Origin of the sequence: Pseudomonas wuhanensis, assembly GCF_030687395.1 — a bacterium.
Classification (GTDB): Bacteria; Pseudomonadota; Gammaproteobacteria; order Pseudomonadales; family Pseudomonadaceae; genus Aquipseudomonas; species Aquipseudomonas wuhanensis.
The window spans coordinates 6,030,319-6,054,516 of record NZ_CP117430.1 but is presented as its reverse complement, the minus strand read 5'-3'; the positions used below and the strand labels follow the sequence as shown (position 1 = coordinate 6,054,516).

Here is a 24,198-nt window from a genome sequence, read left to right as displayed (position 1 = left end):
CTGGCTGAGCCGATGTTGTAATTCGTTCGCTGTTACAATCCACAGGTTGTCTGTCTTTTTCAAACGTACGAGGCGCGCCGAATGGCCAATTCCGACCAGCAATCAAGCATGAAGATTTACCTGCGGTTGCTGAAATACGTGCTCCCGTACTGGGGCGCTTTCGCCATCAGTATTATCGGCTTTGTGCTATTCGCATCCAGCCAGCCGATGCTGGCGGACATGCTCAAGCATTTTCTCGACGCCTTGCAGAAACCCGATGACACCAAGTTTCTGGGTGTCTCGCTGGTACTCGGCGTACCGTTGTTGATTGTGCTGATTGCCGTCTATCAGGGCATCGGCTCATTTCTGGGTAACTATTACCTGGCCAAGGTTGCCCGTGGCGTGGTCCACGACCTGCGTTGTGCCTTGTTCGACAACCTGTTGACCTTGCCTAACCGCTACTTCGACAACCATAACTCCGGTCACCTGATTTCCCGTATTACCTATAACGTGACAATGGTCACCGGTGCTGCCACTGATGCGATCAAAGTAGTGATCCGTGAAGGCCTGACGGTGGTGTTCCTGTTCGGTTACCTGCTGTACAGCAACTGGAAAATGACCTTGGTATTGCTGGCGATCCTGCCGGTCATCGCGATTCTGGTAAGTAGCGCCAGCAAAAAATTTCGCAAGCAAAGCAAGAAAATCCAGGTGGCGATGGGCGATGTGACCCATGTGGCTTCGGAGACTATCCAGGGCTATCGCGTGGTTCGCAGCTTTGGCGGTGAGACTTACGAAATCGATCGGTTCCACAAGGCCAGCGCCGACAACATGAACCGCAGCCTGGGCATGACCCGCACCCAGTCGATCTACACCCCGATGCTGCAACTGGTGATTTACATCGGCATGGCGGTGTTGATGTATCTGGTGCTTTACCTTCGCGGAGATGCCTCTGCTGGCGAACTGGTTGCCTACATTACCGCCGCCGGTTTGTTACCCAAGCCGATTCGTCAGTTGTCGGAAGTCAGCGCCACCATTCAGAAAGGGCTGGCCGGTGCGGAGAGCATCTTCGAGCAGCTCGACGAAGAACCGGAAGTCGATACGGGCACCAAGGAAATGGTGCGCGTCAGCGGTCGCCTGGAAGTGCGTAACCTGAGCTTCCAGTACCCGGGCACCGAGAAACTTGTGCTCAACGATATTTCCTTTACCGCCGAAGAGGGCCAGATGGTCGCTCTGGTGGGGCGTTCAGGCAGCGGCAAGTCGACCTTGGCCAACCTGATTCCGCGTTTCTATCACCACGACAAGGGCCAGATCCTGCTCGACGGAATGGATGTCGAGGAATACAAACTGACCAACCTGCGTCGTCACATTGCCCTGGTGACCCAGCAGGTCACCCTGTTCAACGACAGCGTCACCAACAACATCGCCTACGGCGACCTCGCCGGCGCACCGTTCGAAGACGTGCGCAAGGCTGCCGAAGATGCCTACGCCGCCGAGTTCATCGAGCAAATGCCTCAAGGCTACGACACCCTGGTGGGCGAAAATGGCGTGCTGCTTTCCGGCGGTCAGCGCCAGCGTCTGGCGATTGCCCGGGCACTGCTCAAGAATGCGCCATTGCTGATCCTCGATGAGGCTACCTCGGCCCTCGACACCGAGTCCGAGCGCCACATCCAGGCAGCACTGGAACAAGTGATGAAGGGCCGTACCACGCTGGTGATCGCTCACCGCTTGTCGACCATCGAGAAGGCTGACCTGATCCTGTTGATGGACCAGGGCCGCATCGTCGAACGCGGCACCCACGCCGAGTTGTTGGCGTTGAACGGTCTCTACGCACGCCTGCACGAGAAGGATTTCGTCGAAAGCACCGACGAGGCGATGACGGAGTCCCACGTTTGATTTTGAGTTACTGGCGGGCCTGGAGAGAAAGCGGCTGGGTACCCATTGATGCAACGGTTTATACCCAGGCCTGGCAACAGTTTGGCGGCAGCGTGGCAACTCATCCCGAAGTCGTTGAGCGCCTGGCAGGGCTGGTAGGCATCCCGGTGCGTTATCTGGGCTGGTTCGTCGACGGTGAATTGTGCGCCGCGATGCCGACCTGGGGCCGTCATGTGGCCTTGTCCAAGGACGTGCTCAAGCGTGAAGGCAAGCGTGGCCTGCTCGATCTCGGCAATGCCGAGATCATCCTGCCGGTTGCCGAAGATGCTCAGGTTCGTCTGCGGCATCACGCGCGTTATGTGTCCGAACTCAATGCCCCAAACATCATCGGTCTCGCTGAGCAACCTGAAGGCCTGGCGCTGGCTCGTGAACCAGAGGACTACAGCAAGAAGTTTCGCTACAACCAGCGTCGTGACCAGCGTTTGCTTGAAGAGGCGGGTGGCATCATCCGACCGATGCTGGAGCTGAGCGCCAGTGAACAGGCGACCATCTATGCCGACCTGTTCCAGCGCCGCTGGAACTTTGAAGCACCGGGCAAGGCGCGTCTTTCTGAAGTGTTCAGCCTGTTGCGTGAGTTCATGACCGGGTCCTTGATCTACCTGAACGACGAGCCGGTGGCGATCCAGATTCTGTACCGGGTCGAGGCACCCAAGTGGGTCAGCCTGGAATACATTAACGGCGGTGTCGATCCGCAGAACCGCGAGTTCAGCCCCGGCAGTGTTCTCAGTTTCGTCAACACCCAAGCCGCGTGGGAGCAGGCCCGAGCCTTGGGCAAGCCGCTGCGTTACTCGTTCGGCCGCGCCGATCGCGAATACAAGGATCGCTGGTGTCACCGGGTTCCGGTCTACCGGGTTTGAGCGAGGACAGGCAGTCATGAGCGCACGCAAGCAACAATTGCTTAAACGCCATCGCCAGCGCAAACGCGTGGTGCTGATCGGGGCGTTGTTGGCTGCATTACTATTTGGCATTTTTGTCGCGTGGTGGCCCTTGCCGCTGTTCCTGCTGCTGGGCTGGATCGCCCATGAAGCCTGGTTCGCCGACCATCTGTTCTATGCCCCGGGCGACGATTATCGCTATGACTTCCCGGCGGGTACGCCGCAATTTCCCGCCACCCTGGTCAATGGTGTCTTGCAGGTGGCGGGCGACTTTGGCCTGGCGCAAACCCTGGTTTTGCAGGTGCGGGTCAAGAGCCATTGGCTGGGTCGCTTTCTTGACCCCCAGGTATGGATCGGTGACGACCGTCAAGATCTGGAGCGCGGTGTTGCGGGAGAGCGTTTTCTCAATCTGTCGGGGCAAGGTTCGGCGCTGGCAGCCGGGACCCTGACATTACGTGGACGCTTTTGCAGCCTGATGCCACGGGCGACTTTACACGCCCTGAGTAATCCGGATTTTGGCCAGCAGCGTCTGCTAATCATCGCCCCCCATGCCGATGATGCCGAACTGGCAGCTTTTGGTCTCTATAGTCGGGCGTCCGAGGTGGCTATCGTCACACTGACCCAAGGCGAGATTGAGGCCGAAAACTATCGCGATATGGGCCTCGACACCGCTCAGGCCGCCCGACTCAAGGGGCGCCTGCGCAGTTGGGACAGCCTGGCAGTGCCGCTGTGGGGCGGGGTGCCGCAACAGCAGTGTGTGCAATTGGGCTACTACTGCTTGCAACTGGATGCGATGGCGCAGCAGCCGGAGCAAAGCTTCGGTTCGCGGGAGTCGGGGGAGAGCGATATACGCAATGTGCGTCGGCACAATGCCCTGAGCCTGCCGGGTGACGTCGATGGTCAGCCCCATTGGCGCAACCTGGTGGCTGATCTGGCGCGACTGCTTGAGCATCACCGGCCCGACGCGGTGCTGACGCCCCATCCCGAACTGGATCCCCACAGCGATCATGTCGCCAGCACTCGCGCCTTGATGGAGGCGATTGAACTCAGTACCTGGCGCCCGCGTACCCTGCTGCTCTATGCCAATCACCTGCATGACAACGACCGCTGGCCGATGGGCCCGGCGGATTATGGCATTGCCCTGCCGCCGACCATCGAACCGTTGCCGGCTGATGGGCTATGGAGCCCGTTGCTGGACGCGCCAACCCGCATGGACAAAGCCATGGCCTTGGCCATGCAGCACGACTTGCAGGGCCGTCCACCGCTCAAAAGACGTCTGCGCCGGGTGATTCAGCGATGGTTGGCCGGGCGTCGCTGGCCCTGCACAGGTGAAGACGAGTTCTTCCGCAAAGCGGTGCGCCGACACGAACTTTTCTGGGTGCGTCCGCTGGATGCCCCTCCACGAGATGGCCGCCGCTGAGCCTCTTTGCTCGCGTGCGGCCGCATTCTTTCGCTATGTTATTATCCGCGACGCTTTTATCGCCCCTGGAGTTTCCATGAAGTTATCCATGCCACGATTCGATCAGGCCCCTGTCCTGGTGGTCGGTGATGTCATGCTCGACCGTTACTGGCATGGTGGTACCTCACGGATTTCTCCTGAGGCACCGGTACCGGTAGTCAAAGTCGAGCAAATCGAGGACCGCCCCGGCGGTGCCGCCAACGTTGCCTTGAACATTGCCGCGCTCGGTGCGCCAGCCTCGCTGGTTGGCGTGACCGGCGACGACGAAGCGGCTGATAGCCTGGTCAATAGCCTCAAAGGCGCCGGCGTGCGGGCGTTGTTCCAGCGCATCGCGCACCAGCCGACCATCGTCAAGCTACGGGTGATGAGCCGTCACCAGCAATTGCTGCGTATCGACTTCGAAGAACCTTTCTCCACCGACGCCCTGGCGTTGGGCGAGCAAGTCGACGAATTGCTCGAAGGCATCAAGGTGCTGGTGTTGTCCGACTACGGCAAAGGCGCGCTGAAAAACCATCAGGTGCTGATCCAGGCCGCCCGCGCCCGTGGGATTCCGGTGCTGGCCGACCCCAAGGGCAAGGATTTCTCGATCTACCGCGGCGCGAGCCTGATCACCCCGAACCTCAGCGAGTTCGAAACCATCGTCGGTGGTTGCGCCGATGAGCACGAGTTGGTGAGCAAGGGCGCGCAGCTGATGCACGACCTCGACCTCGGCGCTTTGCTGGTAACCCGTGGCGAGCACGGCATGACCTTGCTGCGCCCGGATCATCCGGCGCTGCACCTGCCGGCCCGTGCCCGTGAGGTGTTCGACGTGACCGGCGCCGGTGACACGGTGATTTCTACCCTGGCGGCGGCGATCGCCGCTGGCGAAGAACTGCCCCACGCAGTGGCCCTGGCCAACCTGGCGGCGGGCATCGTGGTCGGCAAGCTCGGTACCGCAGCCATCAGTGCCCCGGAATTGCGTCGTGCTATCCAGCGTGAAGAAGGTTCCGAGCGTGGTGTGTTGGGGCTGGAGCAGCTGCTGCTGGCAGTCGATGATGCGCGTGCGCACAAAGAGAAGATTGTCTTCACCAATGGCTGCTTCGACATCCTGCATGCCGGCCATGTGACCTACCTCGAACAGGCGCGTGCCCAAGGCGATCGTCTGATCGTGGCGGTCAACGACGATGCGTCGGTGAGCCGTTTGAAAGGGCCGGGTCGTCCGATCAACAGCGTCGACCGTCGCATGGCCGTACTGGCCGGCCTGGGCGCCGTGGACTGGGTAATCAGCTTCGCTGAAGGCACCCCGGAAAACCTGCTGCGCGAGGTCAAGCCGGATGTGTTGGTCAAGGGCGGCGATTACGGGATCGACCAAGTGGTCGGCGCGGACATCGTCACTGCTTACGGCGGGACGGTGAAAGTGCTGGGGCTGGTGGAAAACAGCTCGACGACGGCGATTGTCGAGAAGATCCGCAATCACTGAAGCGGCGCGCTCACTGTGGCGAGGGAGCTTGCTCCCGCTGGGTCGCGAAGCGGCCCCAAAGCCATAGATCGCGGTTTTTCAGATTGATCGCGTCGCGAGTTTTACGACTGCTGCGCAGCCGAGCGGGAGCAAGCTCCCTCGCCACAGGTTTCTATCGTGCGGCCTTGCGCGGCACGATTCTTTTCAGCAGTTGCTTTGCTTTTCCATGCAAGCGAGCCAAACCGGAATCTTTCCCCGGCGGGCTCAAACCCTGTTGCCGCACCCAGTCCTTCCAGCGAATCCGCTCATCCTTCACCAGCCACCCTTCCTGCCGGGCAAAACTCTCCGCCAGATATAACCCACGGGTACTCGCCGGGTACAGTTGATCCTTTTTCAGGGTATAGAGCTCGGCCATTGGCTGGCCGTCCTGCAGTGGCATCAGATACAAATCGGGACGTTTACGATCGAGCCGGGCCACCAATTGATCGCCCTCCAGCCGTTCGTCGACATGAAACAGGCTCAGGGATTTCGCTTCCTTGGGCACGTCCAGACGCAAGTCATAGATCAATTGCAGCGACGCAGTGGGCAAATGCACATAGGCCCGCGGGCGCTCGATCAGCGGCATGTTGGCGCAACGCACCGGCCGCGCCGAGCCGGACAGCGGTGTCAGGCGAAACGGCAGGGCTTCGCGGTAATGCAGGGCAGACGAGTAGGGCGCGGGCAGCCAGGTGTCGTTGAAACGCCCGCTGAGCCAGCCTTCCGGGGTTTCCAGCAGGCACTCTTCGGCGATTTCCTGGGTCGCCGTGTGCAGCGGCAGGTTCAGTTCATGGGCCGGCACATAACCCGAGATCAGTTTGAGCACCACATCGCCGCGGTCCTGCCGACGTTGACGCACCAACACCCAGTAATCGCGATTCTGCCAATGCAGGGTCAGGCGCACCGAGACCCCGAGATTTGCCAGCTCCAGGGCGAACCGCTCGCTGTCGGCCACCGCCACCGGGCGGCGACGTTGCAAAGTCTGGGAGAAATTCAACGGCATCCCGACGCTCTGGTAACTCAGGCCTTCGGGTGTCGCTTCGACGAATAACGGCAGGGTCTTGAAGTTGCTCGGGTTCTTTCTGATCAGCGTACGCGGCATGTCGACTCCTGCTTAAGGCCGCGTGGGCGGCATCAATGGCTACGAAGGACCTGGGCAACGGTCGCGACGTTGTGGGCGAGGTGCAGCGGATTGATGGTCCCGACAATAGCACTGGCCACACCCGGGTGTTCAAACAACAACTCGAAGCTGGCACGCACCGGGTCCACGCCCGGACTCAAGCAGACGTGGCCGCTGGCCAAGGCTTTTTTGACCAGGATCGCTTTGCCGTGAGCAGCAGCATAGTCAATGACCGGCTTCTCGTTCTGTTCGTTCAGATTGTAGGTGACCATCGCGCAATCACCTTGTTCCAGAGCCTTCAAACCGCCTTCGACGGTTTTTCCGGAAAAACCGAAACCGCGAATCTTGCCTTCGCGCTTGAGTTCGGCAAGGGTCGCATAGACCTCGCTGTCATTGAGGATCGCCAGGTCGTTGCCGTCGGAGTGCACCAACACCAGATCGATAACATCCGTCTCCAGACGTTGCAGGCTGCGTTCCACCGACAGGCGAGTATGGGCGGCGCTGAAGTCGTGACTCGACTGGCCGTCGGTAAACTCTTCGCCAACCTTGCTGACGATCACCCAGTCCTGACGTTGACCCCGCAGCAACGGGCCAAGACGCTCTTCGCTGCGGCCATAGGCCGGTGCGGTGTCGATCAGGTTGATGCCCAGGTCGCGCGCGAGTTTAAGCAGCATGCGCGCCTCGTCATCGCCGGGAATCTGGAAGCCGTTGGGGTATTTCACCCCTTGATCGCGGCCAAGTTTCACCGTGCCCAGGCCTAGAGGCGATACCAACAGGCCAGTGCTGCCCAGAGGGCGATGCAGATCGTGCAAGGTGGGTTGGCTCATGGCAGCAGTTGCTCCCAGGCAGGGACGCCCATCGGCGGTTTTGGCAGTTCCGGCAGCGGCGCCGGATGGCTCGGCTGAATGCCGTCGCGTTGCAGTGCGGCGAGGACGCGGTCAGCGAAGTCCGGTGCCAGGGCCAGTTTGGTCGGCCAACCCACCAGCAGGCGATCCTGCTCGGCGAGGAAGGCATTGTCCGGGCGGGTCAGGCCCGATTGCAGCGGCTCGGCGCGTTCGACTCGCAAGGTCGCCCACTGCGCGGTGCTCAGGTCGATCCACGGCAGCAGGTTGCCGAGTTCTTTCTGCGCGGTGGCGATCTGCGCCGCAGGATCGCGGGCCACGCCTTCGGCTTCGGCGATGTCGCCACCCAGGTACCAGACCCACTGGCCATCGGCGGCCGGGTGGGTGGTCACGGTGATGCGCGGCTTCGGCCCGCCGCCCAGGCAATGGGCGTACAGGGGTTTGAGGCCGGAGCCTTTGACGATGATCATGTGCAGGGGGCGGCGCTGCATGGCCGGCTGGCTCAGGCCCAGCGCCGTGAGCAGGTCGGCGGTGCCGGCACCGGCACTGAGAACGATGCGCTGGGCGCGGATCTCGCGCTCGTCGACTTTCAAACCGACCAGTTCGCCGTTTTCCAGCAGCGGCTCGATGTGCTGACCGGCCAGCAAGCCGTCTCCAGCCAGATCGGCCAAGCGCTGGATCAGGCTCGGCACGTCAACCACCAGTTCCGCCAGGCGATAGACCTTGCCCTTGAAGCGCTTGTCTTGCAGGGCGGGCGGCAGTTGCTCGCCCTTGACCTGATCGACCCGCCCGCGCACGGCTTTGCTGGCAAAGAAACTGGTGAGATTGCCGGCGAGGGTGCCGGGGGACCAGAGGTAATGGGCTTCGGACAGCAGACGTACGCCGGACAAATCCAGCTCGCCGTCGCCGGCCAGCGCTTCACGCCAGCGACGCGGCATGTCGGCGATGGCTTCCGAGGCGCCGGTCAAGGCGCCGTGCAATGCGTACTTGGCGCCGCCGTGGATGATGCCCTGAGACTTCACGCTCTGCCCGCCACCGAGGCTGGCGCTTTCCACCAGCACGGTCGAAAAACCCTGGCGACGCAGGCGCGCATTCAGCCAGAGGCCGGCGACACCAGCGCCGACAATCAGAACGTCGGTGGAAATAACGGATGGCATGCAGCGACCTCAGTGTTCAAGACGAGGGCGCAGTATACAGACTCGAAGAAAAGGGGATTGTTGGTGATCAATTGGATGGATGCAAAACCTGTGGGAGCGGGCTTGCTCGCGAATAGGGCGTGCCAGTCGATATCAATGTTGCCTGGCACACCGCTTTCGCGAGCAAGTCCGCTCCCACAATAGATCGTGCTTAGGGCTTTAGTGCCCGGCAGTCTTGGAGAACAGCTGAATAACCACAACGCCCAACACAATCAGCGCCATCCCCAGCATCGCCGGCACATCCAGCTTCTGCCCATAGATAAACAGCGCCGCGACGCTGACCATCACAATGCCCATGCCGGCCCACACCGCGTAAGCCACACCCACCGGAACGCTGCGCACCACCAGCGTCAGCATCCAGAACGCAATACCGTAACCGACGATGACCAGCAGCAGCGGCAGTGGCGTGCTGAAACCCTTGACCGCTTTCATCGAAACAGTGGCGATCACTTCGGCGCAGATGGCGATGGCCAGATAGTAGTAAGCGGTCATGGGTTAATCCTCGTGTGAAGTGTTGCTTTCTGAGGTCGGCATTCTAGAGATTCGCCAGATGCGGTAAAGTCATTACCTATCTGTTCTGAAGATGGGTTGAACCATGAACATGCAATGGAATCTGGAACAGCTGCGCTTGTTTGTCAGCGTCGCGGAACAGCGTTCGTTTTCCGCGGTGGCGCGGGATCAGCGCAAGGCGCAGTCGGCGGTCAGCAGTTCGATTGCGCTGCTGGAAGAGGACCTGGGTGTCAGCCTGTTTGATCGCAGCAGTGGTCGTCAGCCGAAACTCACCGAAGCTGGCACTGCTCTGCTTGAAGAGGCGCGGGAAGTGCTGCGCCAATGCGAGCGCCTCAATGGCCGGGCATTGGCGATGATGCGTGGCCAGGAAGCGAGTCTGCGTGTGGCTCAGGACGAAGCAATGCCCTATCAGGCGGTGGTTGAAAGCTTTGAGGCTCTGGCAGAAAAGTTTCCCAGTCTCGAAGTGCAACTGACCAGCGCTGCCCAGGGTGATGTCGCGCGCAAACTGGTGGAGCGCCGGGCTGACCTGGGCTTGCTGTTTTATCACGAGCAGATTCCCGAAGCCCTCGAGCGGCGAGTGCTGGGCAGTGTTGAAATGGTCACCGTGTGCGGCGTGGGGCATCCATTGGCCAAGCAGACGCAGGTCGATTGCCAGCAATTGGCGCAGCATCGACAGTTGCTGATGTCCACGCAGTCCAGCGTCTATCCCGGCAGTGAGCCGGCCAGCCCGCAGGTCTGGCGCGCCGACAGTTTCTACGTGATGGCCGAATGGGTGATGCGCGGTCTTGGTTGGGCCTGGTTGCCACGACATGTGGTGCAGTACCCGGCGTATCAGGATCAGATGGTCGAACTGGCCAGCGAATGGACGCCACCGGCATTGATTGTCGAACTGGTCTGGCGCCGCGACGAGCCTCTCGGCCCGGCGGCTCGTTGGCTGGCGGAACGTTTTGCCGTGCACTTGCAGGCGATCGGCTAAAAAACCGATAAACTCCGCCGCCATGAATAGAACTCTCTACACCGCGCTGTTTTACCTGGGGCTGCCATTGGTAGCGATTCGGCTTTGGCTGCGGGCGCGCAAGGCGCCGGCGTATGCCAAGCGCATTGGCGAACGTTTCTCCCTCGCGCTGCCGGCAATGAAGCCGGGCGGTCTCTGGGTGCACGCGGTGTCGGTGGGCGAAAGCATCGCCGCGGCGCCGATGATCCGTGCCTTGCTGCAACGGTATCCGACGCTGCCGATCACCGTCACCTGCATGACCCCGACCGGCTCCGAGCGCATCCAGGCGCTGTTCGCCAATGAGCCGCGCATCCAGCATTGCTATTTGCCTTATGACTTGCCCTGCGCAGCAAAGCGATTCCTTGATCGGGCCCGGCCGAAACTGGCGGTGATCATGGAAACCGAGCTCTGGCCCAACCATATCCATCAGTGCGCCAAACGCGGAATTCCCGTGGCCCTGGCCAATGCGCGACTGTCCGAACGTTCGGCCAAGGGCTATGGCCGCTTCCATAAATTGACCGGGCCGATGCTCGCCGAGATGAGCCTGTTCGCGGTGCAGACCGAAGCCGAGGCGCAGCGCTTCCGGAATTTGGGCGCGCGCCCGGAAACCGTCGAAGTGACCGGTTCGATCAAGTTCGACCTGACCATCGACCCGCAACTGCTGCAGCGTGCTGCGAAGTTGCGCGGACAATGGCAGGCGCAGGAGCGTCCGGTATGGATCGCCGCGAGTACCCATGAAGGCGAAGACGACGTGGTGCTGGCTGCCCATCGTCGACTGCTGGCCAATCATCCCGATGCCTTGCTGATTCTGGTGCCGCGTCATCCGGAACGCTTCAACCCGGTGTTCGAATTGTGCCGGCAGCAGGGTTTCGCCACGGTGCGGCGTTCGACGGGCGAGCCGGTTACCGCAGCCACTTCGGTGCTGCTGGGCGACACCATGGGCGAGTTGCTGTTTCTCTATGCATTGGCCGACAGCGCGTTCGTCGGTGGCAGCCTGGTACCGAACGGCGGGCATAACCTGCTGGAGCCTGCGGCATTGGCCAAACCGGTGCTCAGCGGGCCGCACCTGTTCAACTTCCTCGAAATCGCCGCGCAGTTGCGCAGTGCCGGAGCGTTGGCCGAGGTCGATGATGCCGAAGGTCTGGCGCTGGCGGTGCAGCGGCTGTTCGAATTGCCGAGTGATGCGCAGCGAATGGCAGAGGCGGGGCTGAAGGTGATGCGCACTAACCAGGGCGCGTTGCAACGGTTGCTGGACGGGTTGGGCAGGTTGATCGACAAGTCCTGAGTTTGTCACTGATCAATTGTGGCGAGGGAGCTTGCTCCCGTTCGGCTGCGAAGCAGTCGTGGAATCAGCCGATGCGGTCTGCCTGACAGACCGCATGCTCAGGGTTTGGGGCCGCTTCGCAGCCCAGCGGGAGCAAGCTCCCTCGCCACAGGTAATCCTCCTCAATACAGGGTTTACCTTTTATTGAGCAGGATTAGCCCGTAATTGCTCCGCCGCAGCCTTGGCCAGATCCGGCGGCAGGAAATCCTTGTCCGGGTTGTAGTCGGCTTTGAGATAACGCGTCAGGTCCTGCAAATCCCCGGGGTTCAAGGTGCCGGCGGCCTGCTTCAAACGCAGGTTGTCGAGGATGTAGTCATAGCGGGTGTTGTTGTAGTTGCGCACCGAGGTGTACAGCTGACGCTGGGCATCGAGCACGTCGACGATATTGCGCGTCCCCACCTGATAACCGATTTCGGTCGCTTCCACCGCGCTTTGGTTGGAGATGATCGACTGTCGGCGTGCCTGCACCTGCTCGACGTCGGTGTTCACGGCGCGGTGCAAATTGCGGGTGTTTTCCACGACCTGACGACGCAGCGCTTCGCGTTGCTGCTCGGACTGAGTCAACCGTGAATAGGACTCACGCACCTGCGAGCTGGTCAGGCCGCCACTGTAGAGCGGGATGCTCAATTGCAGGCCGACAGTGCGCTGCTCGACATCGCCGCCGTAACGCACGCCATTCGGGTTCGGGTTGGTAAACCCGAGGGCGTCGTTGTCACCTTTCTTGTATTGCGCAACCGCATCCAGGGTGGGGGCGTGGCCGGCCTTGCGCTGCTTGAGAGTCTCCTCGGCGGCGCTCACCGCGTAGTTGCTGGCCAGCAAATTCAGGTTTTGTTTGGCAGCGGTGTCGACCCAGGCTTTGGCATCGTTCGGTACCGGCGGCAGGATTGGCAAGGTGTGGACGATGCCCTGAATCGAATTGTACTGGCGGTTGGTCAGGGTGATCAGCGCTTCGAACGCATCATCTACCTGACGCTGAGCGAGAATCCGGTTGGCCCGTGCCGTGTCGTAACTGGCTTGGGATTGCAGCACATCGGTCTTGTCCGACAGGCCAACGTCGAAACGTTCGTTGGACTGGTCGAGTTGACGCTTGAACGCCGCTTCTTCGGCTTTGGTCGAGGCCAGGGTGTCCTGGCTGCGCAGCACGTTGAAGTAGCTTTCGGCACTTTGCAGGATCAGGTTTTGTTCCGTGGCCGAGAGTTGCAAGGCTGCCTGTTCGTTGACGTCCTTGGCGGCCTGCAACTGGAACCAGCGATCGGCGCGGAAAATCGGTTGCGCCAGGGTCGCCTGATACGCCGTGCCACTGCGGGTCGAGGTCAGCGATGGCTGGTCGAGCGAGGTGCGGGTGTTGTTCAGGTCGGCACCGGCGGACAGGTTGGGCAACAGCCCGGCGCGGGCCTGTGGCACGACTTCCTTCTGGGCCCCGTATTGGGCGCGGGCGGCGGCGATGTCGGCGTTGTTGTCCACCGCTTCCTGATAGACGCTGACCAGGTCAGTCTTGGTCGATAAGGGCGCTTCAATTGCCCAGGCCATTCCATTGGACGCACAAGACACGGCAAGGGCCAGTGAGAGTTTGCGCAGCATGAGGCCATCCCTAAAAAATTACGCTGATAATTTGAGCGCCAAGGCTACGGCGCGGCGCACTGCAGCGTCAAGGCAGAGCGTCAAGGCGCGGCACGGCGTAGCGAGTGTAGTTGCACGCAAGCACGGCAACAATCCTGCAATTGCGCCATTCATCATGGTGTTTGCTGCGGAGTTGGCGTTCTTTGCCGGTTGTGTCTAGACTGGCCGGGTTCTTGTCGGGGTGCCTTGCTATGAGGCTGAGATCGAATAATTTCGGATCCCGTTGAACCTGATCAGGTTAGCGCCTGCGTAGGGAACAAGATTTCTCGTCACCCGGCGAGTCCTCTTGTGCTTCGTCCGGGATGTTGTTCGACAATCGAACACCCCTCGAGCACCGAGCACAGCACCAGCTGGTTTTCCCAGCGCCCGTGCGTCCATTCGTTTACAGGTTCGCTCCGACAAAAATCCACTGCCTGGATGTGTGTCTGGAGAGCCCGTGATGACTACAAAATCAAAAATCGAAACCAATCTGAGTGACTCGGCCAAGGTCGATCAGCAATCGGTTCAGCCGTTTACCCGCTCGCAAAAAATCTATGTCCAGGGCACTCGCCCGGACATCCTCGTGCCGATGCGCGAAATCAGCCTTGATGTGACCCCGACCGACTTCGGCGGTGAAATCAACGCACCGGTGGTGGTGTATGACACCTCGGGCCCGTACACCGACCCCAACGTCATCATCGACGTGCGCAAAGGCCTGGCCGATGTGCGTTCGCCGTGGATCGAATCCCGTGGCGACACCGAACGTCTGCCCGGCCTGAGCTCGAACTTTGGCCAGGAACGCCTGGCCGATGCGGAATTGACCAAGCTGCGTTTCGCCCACGTGAACAACCCACGCCGCGCCAAGCCGGGTGCCAACGTCAGCCAGATGCACTATGCGCGCAAAGGCATCATCACCGCTGAGATGGAATACGTTGCCATCCGCGAAAACATGAAGCTCGAAGTGGCCCGTGCCGCGGGCTTGCTGGACCAGCAGCACGCTGGCTACAGCTTCGGCGCCAGCGTGCCGAAAATCATCACGCCGGAATTTGTCCGTGAAGAGATCGCCCGCGGTCGCGCGATCATTCCGGCCAACATCAACCACACCGAACTGGAACCGATGATCATCGGCCGTAACTTCCTGGTGAAGATCAACGGCAACATCGGCAACAGTGCACTGGGTTCGTCCATTGAAGAAGAAGTGGCGAAACTGACCTGGGGCATTCGCTGGGGTTCGGACACGGTCATGGACTTGTCCACCGGCAAGCACATTCACGAAACCCGCGAATGGATCATCCGTAACTCGCCGGTGCCGATCGGTACCGTGCCGATCTACCAGGCCCTGGAAAAAGTCGGCGGCGCCGCTGAAGACCTGACCTGGGAGCTGTTCCGCGACACGCTGATCGAGCAGGCCGAGCAGGGCGTCGACTACTTCACCATCCACGCCGGCGTGTTGCTGCGCTATGTGCCGCTGACTGCCAAACGCGTGACCGGTATTGTTTCCCGTGGCGGTTCGATCATGGCCAAGTGGTGCCTGGCGCATCACAAGGAAAACTTCCTCTACACCCATTTCGAAGACATCTGCGAAATCATGAAGGCCTACGACGTCAGCTTCTCGCTGGGCGATGGCCTGCGTCCGGGCTCGATTGCCGACGCCAACGACGCCGCACAATTCGGTGAGCTGGAAACCCTTGGCGAGCTGACCAAGATCGCCTGGAAGCACGACGTTCAGTGCATGATCGAAGGCCCGGGCCACGTGCCGATGCAGTTGATCAAAGAGAACATGGACAAGCAGCTCGAGTGCTGCGACGAAGCGCCGTTCTACACCCTCGGCCCGCTGACCACCGACATCGCCCCAGGCTACGACCACATCACCTCTGGTATCGGTGCGGCCATGATCGGCTGGTTCGGTTGCGCGATGCTTTGCTACGTGACGCCGAAGGAACACTTGGGCCTGCCGAACAAGGATGACGTGAAGACCGGGATCATCACTTACAAGATCGCCGCTCACGCTGCCGATCTTGCGAAGGGGCATCCGGGCGCACAGATTCGCGACAATGCCTTGAGCAAGGCGCGTTTCGAATTCCGTTGGGAAGACCAGTTCAACCTCGGCCTGGACCCGGACACCGCGCGTTCATACCACGACGAAACCCTGCCGAAGGACTCGGCCAAGGTCGCGCACTTCTGCTCCATGTGCGGGCCGAAATTCTGCTCGATGAAGATCACCCAGGAAGTCCGTGAGTATGCGGCCAACCAGCGGATCGAAACGGTCGATGCGGAAGTTGCGCAGGGATTGGCGGAACAGGCTGAGCGGTTCAAGCAGGAAGGTAGTCAGTTGTACAAGAAGGTTTGATCTGATCCGAAAGGTCGGGGCCTGAGAGGGCCCCATCGCGGGCAAAAGAACAGCAAATGTCCCTCTGAGATAACACCCTTGAGCATTCAACCCAGCACATATTCCCCTGATATCGCGGTGCCCAAAGACAAACGCGTGTTCGGCGGCCGTGATCTGTTTTCCCTGTGGTTCTCCCTCGGCATCGGCCTGATGGTGTTGCAGACCGGCGCACTGCTCGCACCGGGTCTGGGACTGTCCGGTTCATTGCTGGCGATTTTTCTCGGCACGCTGGTCGGCGTTCTGCTTCTGGCCGCCGTCGGCGTGATCGGCAGCGACACCGGCCTGTCGTCGATGGCCGCGCTCAAACTCAGCCTCGGCAAACAGGGCGCGAGCCTTCCAGCGGTGTTGAACCTGCTGCAACTGATCGGTTGGGGTTCATTCGAAATCATCGTCATGCGCGACGCTGCCAGCCTGCTCGGCGCCCGTGCCTTCAGCGAAGGCAGCCTGCTGTCGAATCCGCTGCTTTGGACAGTTTTCTTCGGCGGTCTGGCAACTTTGCTGGCCGTCAGCGGGCCACTGACCTTTGTGCGCAAAATCCTGCGCAAGTGGGGCATCTGGCTGCTGCTGGCCGCGTGTATCTGGCTGACCTGGAACCTGTTCGCCAAAGCCGATCTGGCCGCGTTGTGGGCGCAGGCCGGTGATGGTTCGATGCCGTTCGCCGTGGGCTTCGACATTGCGATCGCCATGCCGCTGTCGTGGTTGCCGCTGATTGCCGACTATTCGCGGTTCGGCAAGCGTGCGAAGAATGTCTTCGGCGGTACGGCGCTGGGCTTCTTTATCGGCAACTTCTGGCTGATGAGCCTGGGCGTGGCCTACACCCTGGCGTTCGCGCCGAGCGGTGAAGTGAATGCCTTGCTGCTGGCATTGGCCGGTGCAGGTTTGGGGATTCCGTTGCTGCTGATTCTGTTGGACGAGTCGGAAAACGCCTTTGCCGATATTCACTCGGCGGCGGTGTCCAGCGGGATTCTGTTGCGCTTGAAAGTCGAGCATCTGGCTTTGGCCATCGGCGTAGTCTGCACGCTGATCGCCTGCCTGGCGCCATTGGCCCAGTACCAGAATTTTCTGCTGTTGATCGGCTCGGTGTTTGCGCCGCTGTTCGGCGTGGTGCTGGTGGATCACTTCATCCTGCGCAAACGCAGTGCTCATGTAGCGTCAGCCGCATTGCGCTGGCCGGCGTTGCTCGCCTGGTTGGGCGGGGTGAGCACCTATCATCTGCTGGCCAATCTCTATCCTGACATCGGCGCAACCCTGCCGTCGCTGGTGCTGGCAGGGCTGCTGCAACTGCTGCTCGGTCGAGCCTTCAGCTACGGCCGGGAAACAGTTCAGGCTTGAGAATGCCGTTCAGGCGCGGGTAGGGGATCTTCAGTTCGACGTGGCCCAATGCGTAAGGCGCAAGGGTGCTCACTTCGTACTTGAGGATCACCCCGCCGTAGGTCAGCGCCACGTTCTGGGTTTTCACGAAGGGCCAGCTCTTCACGAACTCCGGTTCCTGATCCAGCTTGGTGCTGATCAACCAGCTGTTGTGCGCCACTTGGGCCGCTTTCCAGAACGCCTCTTCCTGTCCCGGGATCAACATGTCCGAGAGGGTCAGCGCCTTATGCTGTTGACGTGAATAGTTGATGAAACCGCGGCCCGGCGTGCCATGCGCACCGCCGGTATCCAGGTAGCTAGACAATTCAACGATCACCAAGCCGTCATGCTGCTCACGTACCTTGGCTTGCAGGTAGCTGCTGTAGCGCGGGCCGGCACTGCTCAAAAACTGCTCGCGATATGCCGCCAGCGTCGGTGCTACGGGGGCTTCGGGTGAGGTGCGGGTCATTTGCAGCAGGCGTTTTTCGATGAGTCCGTCAAGCGCAGGCTCGTCCGGGAAGCGCAGGGTATCAATGTTCACCAGCGGGCAGTCAGGGGTTGTGCAGCCTGGTTTCAACTGTTCCGATGCGTCGCGGGTAGTTTCCAGCGGCGCCCGGTAGTTGGGCTGGAACAAACTCTGGCAGGCGCCCAGGGTCAGGGCGATTGCGGCCACGGAGGCGATTTTAAAAAGCGACATGGGCGTCCTTGATAAAACAGGGAAAGGCGAAAAGTTACCCGCTTCGACTCTCAACGAAGCAGTCAGTTCGCCACTAAGCTAATTAGAGTTGGTTTCGCCCTCACCGTCTATCCCGCTGACTGGAAAGGGGCTGCATCAAACATCGCGGGCGCGTTAGGATGGCGCGAAGTCGAGGTTGGAGCCTCGGACAGGATTTGTAGAACGAGGATTGTCATGACTGATTTTGCCAACGCCATTCCGACCGCCGTTGATATCGTTCGGCGCGAAAAGTGCTACGAGGGCTTCTACAAGCTCGACCGCGTGCACTTGCGCCACGAATTGTTCGCCGGTGGCATGAGTCGCGAGATCAATCGTGAACTGTTTGTGCGCCATGATGCGGTGTGCGTGCTGCCTTACGATCCGCAGCGCGACGAAGTGGTGCTGATCGAGCAGTTTCGCGTCGGCGCCATGGGCAAGACCGACAACCCGTGGCTGATCGAACTGGTCGCCGGTCTGATCGACAAGGATGAAGTACCGGAAGAAGTTGCTCACCGCGAAGCGCAGGAGGAAGCTGGGCTTGTATTCGGGGCACTCTGGCCGATCACCAAATATTTTCCATCGCCGGGTGGCAGTAACGAGTTCGTGCATTTGTACCTGGGGCGTTGCGACAGTGCCGGGGTGGGCGGCCTGCATGGGCTGGAGGAAGAGGCTGAAGATATTCGCGTCACGGTCTGGGCCTTCGAAGATGCCCTGCAAGCCGTGCGCGACGGACGTATTGCCAACGCGCCAAGCATCATTGCCTTGCAATGGCTGGCTTTGAACCGCGTTGAAGTGAGGGGGTTATGGTCGTAAACAAGCTGCGCGATCGCTACCGGATCGACCTCGTGGGGCTGCAAGCCTCCTGCGAGGCCAACTACGCGCGCCTGATGCGACTGCTACCGGACATGCGCAACGAGCCGCAGGCGCGGCGCATTGCCGTGACCCACGGCGACCAGATGCTTGGCGTACTGGCCCTCGAAGTGCTGCAAGTCTGTCCGTACACCACAACCCTGCAAGTGCGCCAGGAGCACAGCCTGCCGTGGCTGCCGGTGCCGCAACTGGAAGTTCAGGTCTATCACGACGCGTGCATGGCCGAAGTCGTCAGCGCCGAACATGCACGACGCTTTCGCGGCATCTATCCTTACCCGAACGCCGCGATGCATCAGCCGGATGAAAAGGCTCAGCTCAATCTGTTCCTGGGGGAATGGCTGAGTCACTGCCTGGCCTGTGGGCACGAGTACGCAGTCGTTCGGTAGTTGTGAACTGCGTCCGGTTCACAGGTTTCCTCTTTTGATCGTCCCCCAGCATAATTGCGGCACTTATCCATCCCGTGATCACGCCCTGGGAGAACGCCTTGCCGAGCGTATCCACATTGACCACCGCCGATCCGGCGTTGCTGGTGCAACTCTCCGATAGCCATCTGTTTGCCGAGACGGACGGGACATTGCTGGGCATGAATACCCGCGACAGCCTGCAAAAAGTCATTGAGCTGGTAAAGCTTCAGCAGCCGCAGATCGACCTGATCATTGCCAGTGGTGATCTTTCCCAGGACGGAACGCTGGAGTCGTATCAGCTGTTTCGTGACCTGACCCGACAGATTGATGCGCCGGCACGCTGGATTCCCGGTAATCATGATGAGCCGCGGCTCATGGCCGAGGCGGCGGTGCACAGTGCATTGCTGGAGCCGGTGGTGGACATCGGCAACTGGCGGGTGACGTTGCTCGATTCGGCGGTGCCGGGTTCGGTGCCGGGGTATTTGCAGGATGAGCAGTTGCAGTTGCTCGTGCGCTCGTTGAGCGAGGCGCCGCAGCGGCATCATCTGGTGTGTTTCCATCATCATCCGGTGTCGATCGGGTGTGCATGGATGGAGCCCATTGGCTTGCGCAACCCAGAAGCGTTGTTCGCGGTGCTGGATCGCTTTCCACAGGTGCGTGCGGTGCTGTGGGGGCATGTGCATCAGGAGATTGATCGACTGCGCAACGGTGTGCGCTTGATCGCATCGCCCTCGACTTGCATTCAGTTCGAGCCGGGCAGTGATGATTTCAAGGTGAGCGAGCAGGCGCCGGGGTATCGATGGTTGCGGTTGTTGCCGGATGGCCAGCTCGAAACAGGCGTTGAGCGCATCACCGGTTTCGATTTCCAGATTGATTACGGCTCTAACGGCTACTGATTTATTTATCATTTCCAAAGACCGACGCGCGGCCATCGCGGGCAAGCCCGCTCCCACAGGGTTTTGTGAGCGCCTCAAATCCTTGTGGGAGAGGGCTTGCCCGCGATGGCGTTCGCTCAGGCGACATGATTTCCACGCATATCCCCGATTCCTCCGACACCCTGTAAACTGCGCCTCTTTACCCGACGCCCAGGGAGCTCAAATGTCCGGTTCGATCCTTTATATCCACGGTTTCAACAGCGCGCCTGCGTCGAAAAAGGCCTGTCAGTTGATTAATGTGATGGAACGGCTGGGCTTGAGCGATCAGCTGCGTGTGCCGGCCTTGCATCACCATCCTCGCGAGGCCATCGCTCAGCTGGAGCAGGCGATTGCCGAGCTGGGGCGGCCACTGCTGGTCGGCAGCTCACTCGGCGGCTACTATGCGACTCACTTGGCCGAGCACCATGGCTTGAAAGCCCTGTTGATCAATCCTGCGGTCAGCCCGCACCGGATGTTCGACGGGTTCCTGGGGACGCAGAAAAATCTGTATACCGATGAGACTTGGGAATTGACCCACGACCATGTGACGGCCCTGGCCGAGCTGGAAGTGCCGGCACCCAAGGATCCGCAGCGGTTTCAAGTGTGGTTGCAGACCGGCGATGAAACGCTGGATTATCGCCTCGCCCAGCAGTATTACCGGGCCTGTGCCTTGCGCATTCAGGCGGGCGGCGACCATAGTTTCCAGGGTTTTGCCGAGCAATTGCCGGCAATGCTGAGTTTTGCCGGCATCGGCGCAGATTTGTATCAGGCGATTGATTTCACAGCACTGTGATCATTGCCCCCTATTTTCACTGAACACTGACGACGAGACCCCATGGCCACTCCCAGCGCTAGCTCTTATAACGCAGACGCCATCGAAGTCCTCTCGGGCCTCGACCCGGTGCGCAAACGCCCCGGCATGTATACCGACACCAGTCGGCCGAACCACCTTGCCCAGGAAGTCATCGACAATAGCGTCGACGAAGCCTTGGCTGGGCACGCGACGTCGGTGCAGGTCATCCTGCATGCCGATCACTCCCTGGAAGTCAGCGATGACGGCCGTGGCATGCCGGTGGACATTCACCCGGAAGAGGGTGTGTCGGGTGTCGAGCTGATCCTCACCAAGCTCCATGCGGGTGGCAAGTTTTCCAATAAGAACTACCAGTTCTCCGGCGGTTTGCACGGGGTGGGTATCTCCGTGGTCAACGCCTTGTCGACCGAAGTCCGGGTGCGTGTAAAACGCGACGGCAACGAATACCAGATGACTTTCGCCGACGGTTACAAAAAAACCGAACTGGAAGTGGTCGGCACCGTCGGCAAGCGCAACACCGGCACCAGCGTGTTCTTCGCGCCGGACCCGAAGTACTTCGATTCACCGAAATTCTCCATCAGCCGCCTCAAGCACGTGCTCAAGGCCAAGGCCGTTCTGTGCCCGGGGCTGCTGGTCAGTTTTGAAGACAAGGCCACCGGCGAGAAAGTCGAATGGCATTACGAAGACGGCCTGCGCTCCTACCTGGTGGACGCAGTCAGCGAATTCGAACGCCTGCCGGACGAGCCATTCTGCGGCAGCCTGGCCGGTAATAAAGAAGCGGTCGATTGGGCGCTGCTGTGGTTGCCCGAGGGCGGCGACAGCGTTCAGGAAAGCTACGTCAACCTGATCCCGACAGCCCAGGGCGGTACTCACGTCAACGGTCTGCGTCAGGGCTTGCTCGACGCCATGCGCGAGTTCTGCGAGTTCCGCAGCCTGTTGCCGCGTGGTGTGAAGCTGGCGCCGGAAGACGTCTGGGAGCGTATCGCTTTCGTCCTGTCGATGAAGATGCAGGAACCGCAATTCTCCGGCCAGACCAAGGAGCGCCTGTCCTCCCGTGAAGCGGCCGCCTTCGTTTCCGGCGTGGTCAAGGATGCTTTCAGCCTGTGGCTCAACGCCAACCCGGAAACCGGCATGTTGCTGGCCGAACTGGCGATCAACAACGCCGGCCGTCGTCTGAAGGCCAGCAAGAAGGTCGAGCGCAAACGCATTACCCAAGGGCCGGCATTGCCGGGTAAGCTCGCCGACTGCGCCGGGCAGGACCCGATGCGTTCCGAGCTGTTCCTGGTGGAAGGTGATTCCGCTGGCGGTTCGGCCAAGCAGGCGCGGGACAAGGAGTTTCAAGCGATCCTGCCGTTGCGCGGCAAGATTCTGAACACTTGGGAAGTCGACGGCAGCGAAGTGCTTGCCAGCCAGGAAGTGCACAACATCGCTGTAGCCATCGGTGTCGATCCGGGTTCGGCGGACATCGCCCAGCTGCGTTACGGCAAAATCTGCATCCTCGCCGACGCCGACTCCGACGGTCTGCACATCGCCACGTTGCTCTGCGCTTTGTTCGTCCAGCATTTCCGTCCGCTGGTGGATGCCGGTCACGTCTACGTCGCCATGCCGCCGCTGTACCGTATCGACTTGGGCAAAGAAATTTACTATGCCCTCGACGAGGCCGAGCGCGATGGCATTCTCGATCGCCTGGTGGCCGAGAAGAAGCGCGGCAAACCACAGGTCACGCGATTCAAAGGTCTGGGTGAAATGAACCCGCCGCAGCTGCGCGAAACCACCATGGACCCGAACACTCGGCGTCTGGTGCAGTTGACGCTGGAAGATTTCGACGCGACCTCGGAAATGATGGACATGCTGCTGGCGAAAAAACGCGCCGGCGATCGCAAGTCCTGGCTGGAGTCCAAGGGCAACCTGGCCGAGGTTCTGGGCTGATGCGATTTGGCTGGGCCCTGGCGTGTGCGTTGCTGCTGACCTCGGTAACGGTTTCGGCGGAGCCTGCCCCCGAGCTGCGCCTGTTATCCGAGCATGCCGTCGAAGGCATGCGCGGCGGCAATCTGTCGGGGCTGGCCCAGTGCGGCAAGGATCTGTGGACCGTCTCGGATCGTGACGATGATCAAATCTATCGCCTCGACACCCGCAACACGACCTGGCAAGCCGAAACCGTGCGCATCGACGTACCCCTGGTGCCCGACAGCGGTTTGCCCTGGGGGTTGCGTTCGCGGACCTGGGCGGCGACGTTCGTGCGGGGTGGGAACCTGGATTTCGAAGGTATCACCTGTGACAGCGCCGGCAATCGTTACATTGTCAGCGAGGCGCACGCCGCGGTGCTGCAGGTTCCGCCCATCGGGCCGGCGTCCTGGCTGAAAATCTCGCCGATGCTGGTACGCGAAGCACGGGCCAGCGGTATGTTGCTGCACTTCAATTCGTTGTTCGAAGGCTTGGCGATCAATCCAGCCGGTGACACGCTGTGGCTGGCCGCCGAACGTGAGCGCCGCGGTTTGCTGCTGATCAAGCGCCAGCAAACGGTCTGGGACTGCAAGGGTGGTTGTGTGCTGCTAAGTGAGGCAGGGGTGGAGATGCAACCAGCGCAATTTCCCAAGGCCAGAGCGCGCTCCCGGGATTTTGCCGATCTGTCATTGTTTGACGGCAAATTGTTTACCCTTGAGCGCAATGCCTTTCAGGTTTGCCGTCGCGATGCGGTGACGGCCAAGGTCGAGCGCTGCTGGTCGTTTGCCGCCGAGGCCTTGCAGGAAAACCGTCGTTATTCACAGCCCTTTGGGCTGGCGGAAGCGTTGATCGTGGACGCCGACGGTGCCTGGATCGGTATCGACAACAATAATGGTGCGCGCGTCGATGGCGAGAAACGCCCGATTGTCTGGCGCTTTGCCGCGCCTGAAGGTGGCTGGAGTGCCAAGCCATGAGTCAACAGCCGCCGGGCAAACGCGCCGGTCGGGTGTTGATGGTGTTGGCCTGGTGCGCCGCGCTGTTTCTGGCAACGCGGTTTTTCGGTCAGTGGGAGGCGCGTCAGCAAAATCCCAACACCGTCGTCAGCTCCGAGCAGGGCGAAGGTTTTATCGAAGTGAAGCTGATCAGCAACAGCCAGGGGCATTTTATCGCCACTGGCCAGATCAACGGCCAGCCGGTGGAGTTCATGCTCGATACCGGCGCAACCGATGTGGCGATCCCGGCCGAAGTGGCCGAGCGGCTGAAACTGGAAAAAGGCTTTGGGGTGACCCTGAGCACGGCCAATGGCTTGAGCGAGGGCTATCGAACCCGCCTCGACCGGCTGCAATTGGGCGACATCGTGCTGCGTGACGTTCGCGCGCTGGTGGCGCCCGGTTTGCACGGCAATCAGGTGCTGCTCGGTATGAGCGCACTGAACAAACTTGAATTTACCCAGCGCGGTGGCACCATGCTGCTGCGCCAGACAACGAACTGATGAGG

At 60.7% G+C, this 24,198-nt stretch carries 21 protein-coding genes and 1 riboswitch; of the genes, 15 read left to right on the top strand and 6 right to left on the bottom strand.

What is annotated here, in order from left to right; all coding sequences use genetic code 11:
* Positions 1-81 precede the first annotated feature (81 nt).
* From msbA to hldE, 4 genes are all read left to right on the top strand, one after another.
* Positions 82-1,872, top strand: a complete 1,791-nt coding sequence (gene msbA / locus PSH88_RS27930) for a lipid A export permease/ATP-binding protein MsbA (protein WP_305423952.1) — start codon at positions 82-84, stop codon at positions 1,870-1,872.
* Positions 1,872-2,768 carry a GNAT family N-acetyltransferase gene (locus PSH88_RS27925; protein WP_305427064.1) on the top strand — a complete coding sequence of 299 codons (897 nt, stop codon included), beginning with the start codon at positions 1,872-1,874 and terminating at the stop codon, positions 2,766-2,768. The genes msbA and PSH88_RS27925 overlap by 1 nt, the downstream gene beginning before the upstream one ends.
* 16 nt (positions 2,769-2,784) lie before the next feature.
* Positions 2,785-4,206 carry a PIG-L deacetylase family protein gene (locus PSH88_RS27920; protein ID WP_305423951.1) on the top strand — a complete coding sequence of 474 codons (1,422 nt, stop codon included), beginning with the start codon at positions 2,785-2,787 and terminating at the stop codon, positions 4,204-4,206.
* Positions 4,207-4,282: 76 nt separating this feature from the next.
* Positions 4,283-5,704 carry a bifunctional D-glycero-beta-D-manno-heptose-7-phosphate kinase/D-glycero-beta-D-manno-heptose 1-phosphate adenylyltransferase HldE gene (gene hldE, locus PSH88_RS27915; RefSeq protein ID WP_052965997.1) on the top strand — a complete coding sequence of 474 codons (1,422 nt, stop codon included), beginning with the start codon at positions 4,283-4,285 and terminating at the stop codon, positions 5,702-5,704.
* A 151-nt stretch (positions 5,705-5,855) separates the two neighbouring features.
* Here hldE and PSH88_RS27910 read toward each other — a convergent pair whose 3' ends face one another.
* The 4 genes from PSH88_RS27910 to PSH88_RS27895 form a co-directional block, all read right to left on the bottom strand.
* A complete protein-coding gene (locus PSH88_RS27910) occupies positions 5,856-6,821 on the bottom strand; it encodes a metal ABC transporter ATPase (protein ID WP_305423950.1) in 966 nt (321 codons plus the stop codon).
* A gap of 32 nt (positions 6,822-6,853) precedes the next feature.
* Positions 6,854-7,666 carry an aldo/keto reductase gene (locus PSH88_RS27905; protein ID WP_123721520.1) on the bottom strand — a complete coding sequence of 271 codons (813 nt, stop codon included), beginning with the start codon at positions 7,664-7,666 and terminating at the stop codon, positions 6,854-6,856.
* Positions 7,663-8,838 (bottom strand): NAD(P)/FAD-dependent oxidoreductase, encoded by a 1,176-nt coding sequence (locus PSH88_RS27900; protein ID WP_305423948.1) that lies wholly within the window; start codon positions 8,836-8,838, stop codon positions 7,663-7,665. The genes PSH88_RS27905 and PSH88_RS27900 overlap by 4 nt, the downstream gene beginning before the upstream one ends.
* A gap of 198 nt (positions 8,839-9,036) precedes the next feature.
* Positions 9,037-9,369 (bottom strand): DMT family transporter, encoded by a 333-nt coding sequence (locus tag PSH88_RS27895; RefSeq protein ID WP_008004867.1) that lies wholly within the window; start codon positions 9,367-9,369, stop codon positions 9,037-9,039.
* A 103-nt stretch (positions 9,370-9,472) separates the two neighbouring features.
* Between PSH88_RS27895 and PSH88_RS27890 the strand changes: the two genes are divergently transcribed.
* Both PSH88_RS27890 and waaA read left to right on the top strand, forming a co-directional pair.
* Entirely contained in the window at positions 9,473-10,363 is an 891-nt protein-coding gene (locus PSH88_RS27890) for a LysR family transcriptional regulator (RefSeq protein WP_305423947.1), read from the top strand.
* A 22-nt stretch (positions 10,364-10,385) separates the two neighbouring features.
* Positions 10,386-11,666, top strand: coding sequence for a lipid IV(A) 3-deoxy-D-manno-octulosonic acid transferase (gene waaA, locus PSH88_RS27885; protein WP_305423946.1), 1,281 nt, complete (start codon positions 10,386-10,388; stop codon positions 11,664-11,666).
* 180 nt (positions 11,667-11,846) lie between these two features.
* On the opposite strand, the gene PSH88_RS27880 is transcribed toward waaA, so the two are convergent.
* A complete protein-coding gene (locus tag PSH88_RS27880) occupies positions 11,847-13,286 on the bottom strand; it encodes a TolC family outer membrane protein (protein ID WP_305423945.1) in 1,440 nt (479 codons plus the stop codon).
* A 206-nt stretch (positions 13,287-13,492) separates the two neighbouring features.
* Positions 13,493-13,598: riboswitch (TPP riboswitch) on the top strand.
* 166 nt (positions 13,599-13,764) lie between these two features.
* Between PSH88_RS27880 and thiC the strand changes: the two genes are divergently transcribed.
* Entirely contained in the window at positions 13,765-15,654 is a 1,890-nt protein-coding gene (gene thiC, locus PSH88_RS27875) for a phosphomethylpyrimidine synthase ThiC (protein ID WP_030130464.1), read from the top strand.
* A gap of 78 nt (positions 15,655-15,732) precedes the next feature.
* A complete protein-coding gene (cytX, locus tag PSH88_RS27870; RefSeq protein ID WP_305423944.1) occupies positions 15,733-17,025 on the top strand; it encodes a putative hydroxymethylpyrimidine transporter CytX in 1,293 nt (430 codons plus the stop codon).
* Here cytX and PSH88_RS27865 read toward each other — a convergent pair.
* Positions 16,994-17,740, bottom strand: coding sequence for an RsiV family protein (locus PSH88_RS27865; protein ID WP_305423942.1), 747 nt, complete (start codon positions 17,738-17,740; stop codon positions 16,994-16,996). The genes cytX and PSH88_RS27865 overlap by 32 nt on opposite strands.
* Positions 17,741-17,953: 213 nt before the next feature.
* Between PSH88_RS27865 and PSH88_RS27860 the strand changes: the two genes are divergently transcribed.
* The 7 genes from PSH88_RS27860 to PSH88_RS27830 all read left to right on the top strand — a co-directional run bounded on the left by PSH88_RS27860 (position 17,954) and on the right by PSH88_RS27830 (position 24,193).
* Positions 17,954-18,571, top strand: coding sequence for an NUDIX domain-containing protein (locus PSH88_RS27860; protein WP_305423941.1), 618 nt, complete (start codon positions 17,954-17,956; stop codon positions 18,569-18,571).
* Positions 18,562-19,014 carry a DUF1249 domain-containing protein gene (locus tag PSH88_RS27855; RefSeq protein WP_008004854.1) on the top strand — a complete coding sequence of 151 codons (453 nt, stop codon included), beginning with the start codon at positions 18,562-18,564 and terminating at the stop codon, positions 19,012-19,014. The genes PSH88_RS27860 and PSH88_RS27855 overlap by 10 nt, the downstream gene beginning before the upstream one ends.
* A 98-nt stretch (positions 19,015-19,112) precedes the next feature.
* A complete protein-coding gene (cpdA, locus tag PSH88_RS27850) occupies positions 19,113-19,928 on the top strand; it encodes a 3',5'-cyclic-AMP phosphodiesterase (protein ID WP_305423937.1) in 816 nt (271 codons plus the stop codon).
* 202 nt (positions 19,929-20,130) lie between these two features.
* Positions 20,131-20,739, top strand: coding sequence for a YqiA/YcfP family alpha/beta fold hydrolase (locus PSH88_RS27845; RefSeq protein ID WP_305483421.1), 609 nt, complete (start codon positions 20,131-20,133; stop codon positions 20,737-20,739).
* A 42-nt stretch (positions 20,740-20,781) separates the two neighbouring features.
* Positions 20,782-22,686, top strand: coding sequence for a DNA topoisomerase IV subunit B (parE, locus tag PSH88_RS27840; RefSeq protein ID WP_192346001.1), 1,905 nt, complete (start codon positions 20,782-20,784; stop codon positions 22,684-22,686).
* On the top strand, positions 22,686-23,675 hold the full coding sequence (locus tag PSH88_RS27835) for an esterase-like activity of phytase family protein (protein ID WP_305423935.1): 990 nt from the start codon (positions 22,686-22,688) through the stop codon (positions 23,673-23,675). The genes parE and PSH88_RS27835 overlap by 1 nt, the downstream gene beginning before the upstream one ends.
* Positions 23,672-24,193, top strand: a complete 522-nt coding sequence (locus tag PSH88_RS27830) for a retropepsin-like aspartic protease family protein (RefSeq protein ID WP_305423933.1) — start codon at positions 23,672-23,674, stop codon at positions 24,191-24,193. The genes PSH88_RS27835 and PSH88_RS27830 overlap by 4 nt, the downstream gene beginning before the upstream one ends.
* Positions 24,194-24,198 lie beyond the last annotated feature (5 nt).

What these genes read in the sequence shown, in the direction of transcription:
- waaA (WP_305423946.1), top strand. Translation starts at nt 10,386, where the DNA reads ATGAATAGAACTCTCTACACCGCGCTGTTTTACCTGGGGCTGCCATTG.
- PSH88_RS27835 (WP_305423935.1), top strand. Translation starts at nt 22,686, where the DNA reads ATGCGATTTGGCTGGGCCCTGGCGTGTGCGTTGCTGCTGACCTCGGTA.
- hldE (WP_052965997.1), top strand. Translation starts at nt 4,283, where the DNA reads ATGAAGTTATCCATGCCACGATTCGATCAGGCCCCTGTCCTGGTGGTC.
- PSH88_RS27920 (WP_305423951.1), top strand. Translation starts at nt 2,785, where the DNA reads ATGAGCGCACGCAAGCAACAATTGCTTAAACGCCATCGCCAGCGCAAA.
- parE (WP_192346001.1), top strand. Translation starts at nt 20,782, where the DNA reads ATGGCCACTCCCAGCGCTAGCTCTTATAACGCAGACGCCATCGAAGTC.
- PSH88_RS27900 (WP_305423948.1), bottom strand. Translation starts at nt 8,838, where the DNA reads ATGCCATCCGTTATTTCCACCGACGTTCTGATTGTCGGCGCTGGTGTC.
- PSH88_RS27910 (WP_305423950.1), bottom strand. Translation starts at nt 6,821, where the DNA reads ATGCCGCGTACGCTGATCAGAAAGAACCCGAGCAACTTCAAGACCCTG.
- PSH88_RS27865 (WP_305423942.1), bottom strand. Translation starts at nt 17,740, where the DNA reads ATGTCGCTTTTTAAAATCGCCTCCGTGGCCGCAATCGCCCTGACCCTG.
- PSH88_RS27905 (WP_123721520.1), bottom strand. Translation starts at nt 7,666, where the DNA reads ATGAGCCAACCCACCTTGCACGATCTGCATCGCCCTCTGGGCAGCACT.
- PSH88_RS27890 (WP_305423947.1), top strand. Translation starts at nt 9,473, where the DNA reads ATGAACATGCAATGGAATCTGGAACAGCTGCGCTTGTTTGTCAGCGTC.
- thiC (WP_030130464.1), top strand. Translation starts at nt 13,765, where the DNA reads ATGACTACAAAATCAAAAATCGAAACCAATCTGAGTGACTCGGCCAAG.
- PSH88_RS27895 (WP_008004867.1), bottom strand. Translation starts at nt 9,369, where the DNA reads ATGACCGCTTACTACTATCTGGCCATCGCCATCTGCGCCGAAGTGATC.
- PSH88_RS27830 (WP_305423933.1), top strand. Translation starts at nt 23,672, where the DNA reads ATGAGTCAACAGCCGCCGGGCAAACGCGCCGGTCGGGTGTTGATGGTG.
- PSH88_RS27880 (WP_305423945.1), bottom strand. Translation starts at nt 13,286, where the DNA reads ATGCTGCGCAAACTCTCACTGGCCCTTGCCGTGTCTTGTGCGTCCAAT.
- PSH88_RS27855 (WP_008004854.1), top strand. Translation starts at nt 18,562, where the DNA reads ATGGTCGTAAACAAGCTGCGCGATCGCTACCGGATCGACCTCGTGGGG.
- PSH88_RS27845 (WP_305483421.1), top strand. Translation starts at nt 20,131, where the DNA reads ATGTCCGGTTCGATCCTTTATATCCACGGTTTCAACAGCGCGCCTGCG.
- msbA (WP_305423952.1), top strand. Translation starts at nt 82, where the DNA reads ATGGCCAATTCCGACCAGCAATCAAGCATGAAGATTTACCTGCGGTTG.
- PSH88_RS27860 (WP_305423941.1), top strand. Translation starts at nt 17,954, where the DNA reads ATGACTGATTTTGCCAACGCCATTCCGACCGCCGTTGATATCGTTCGG.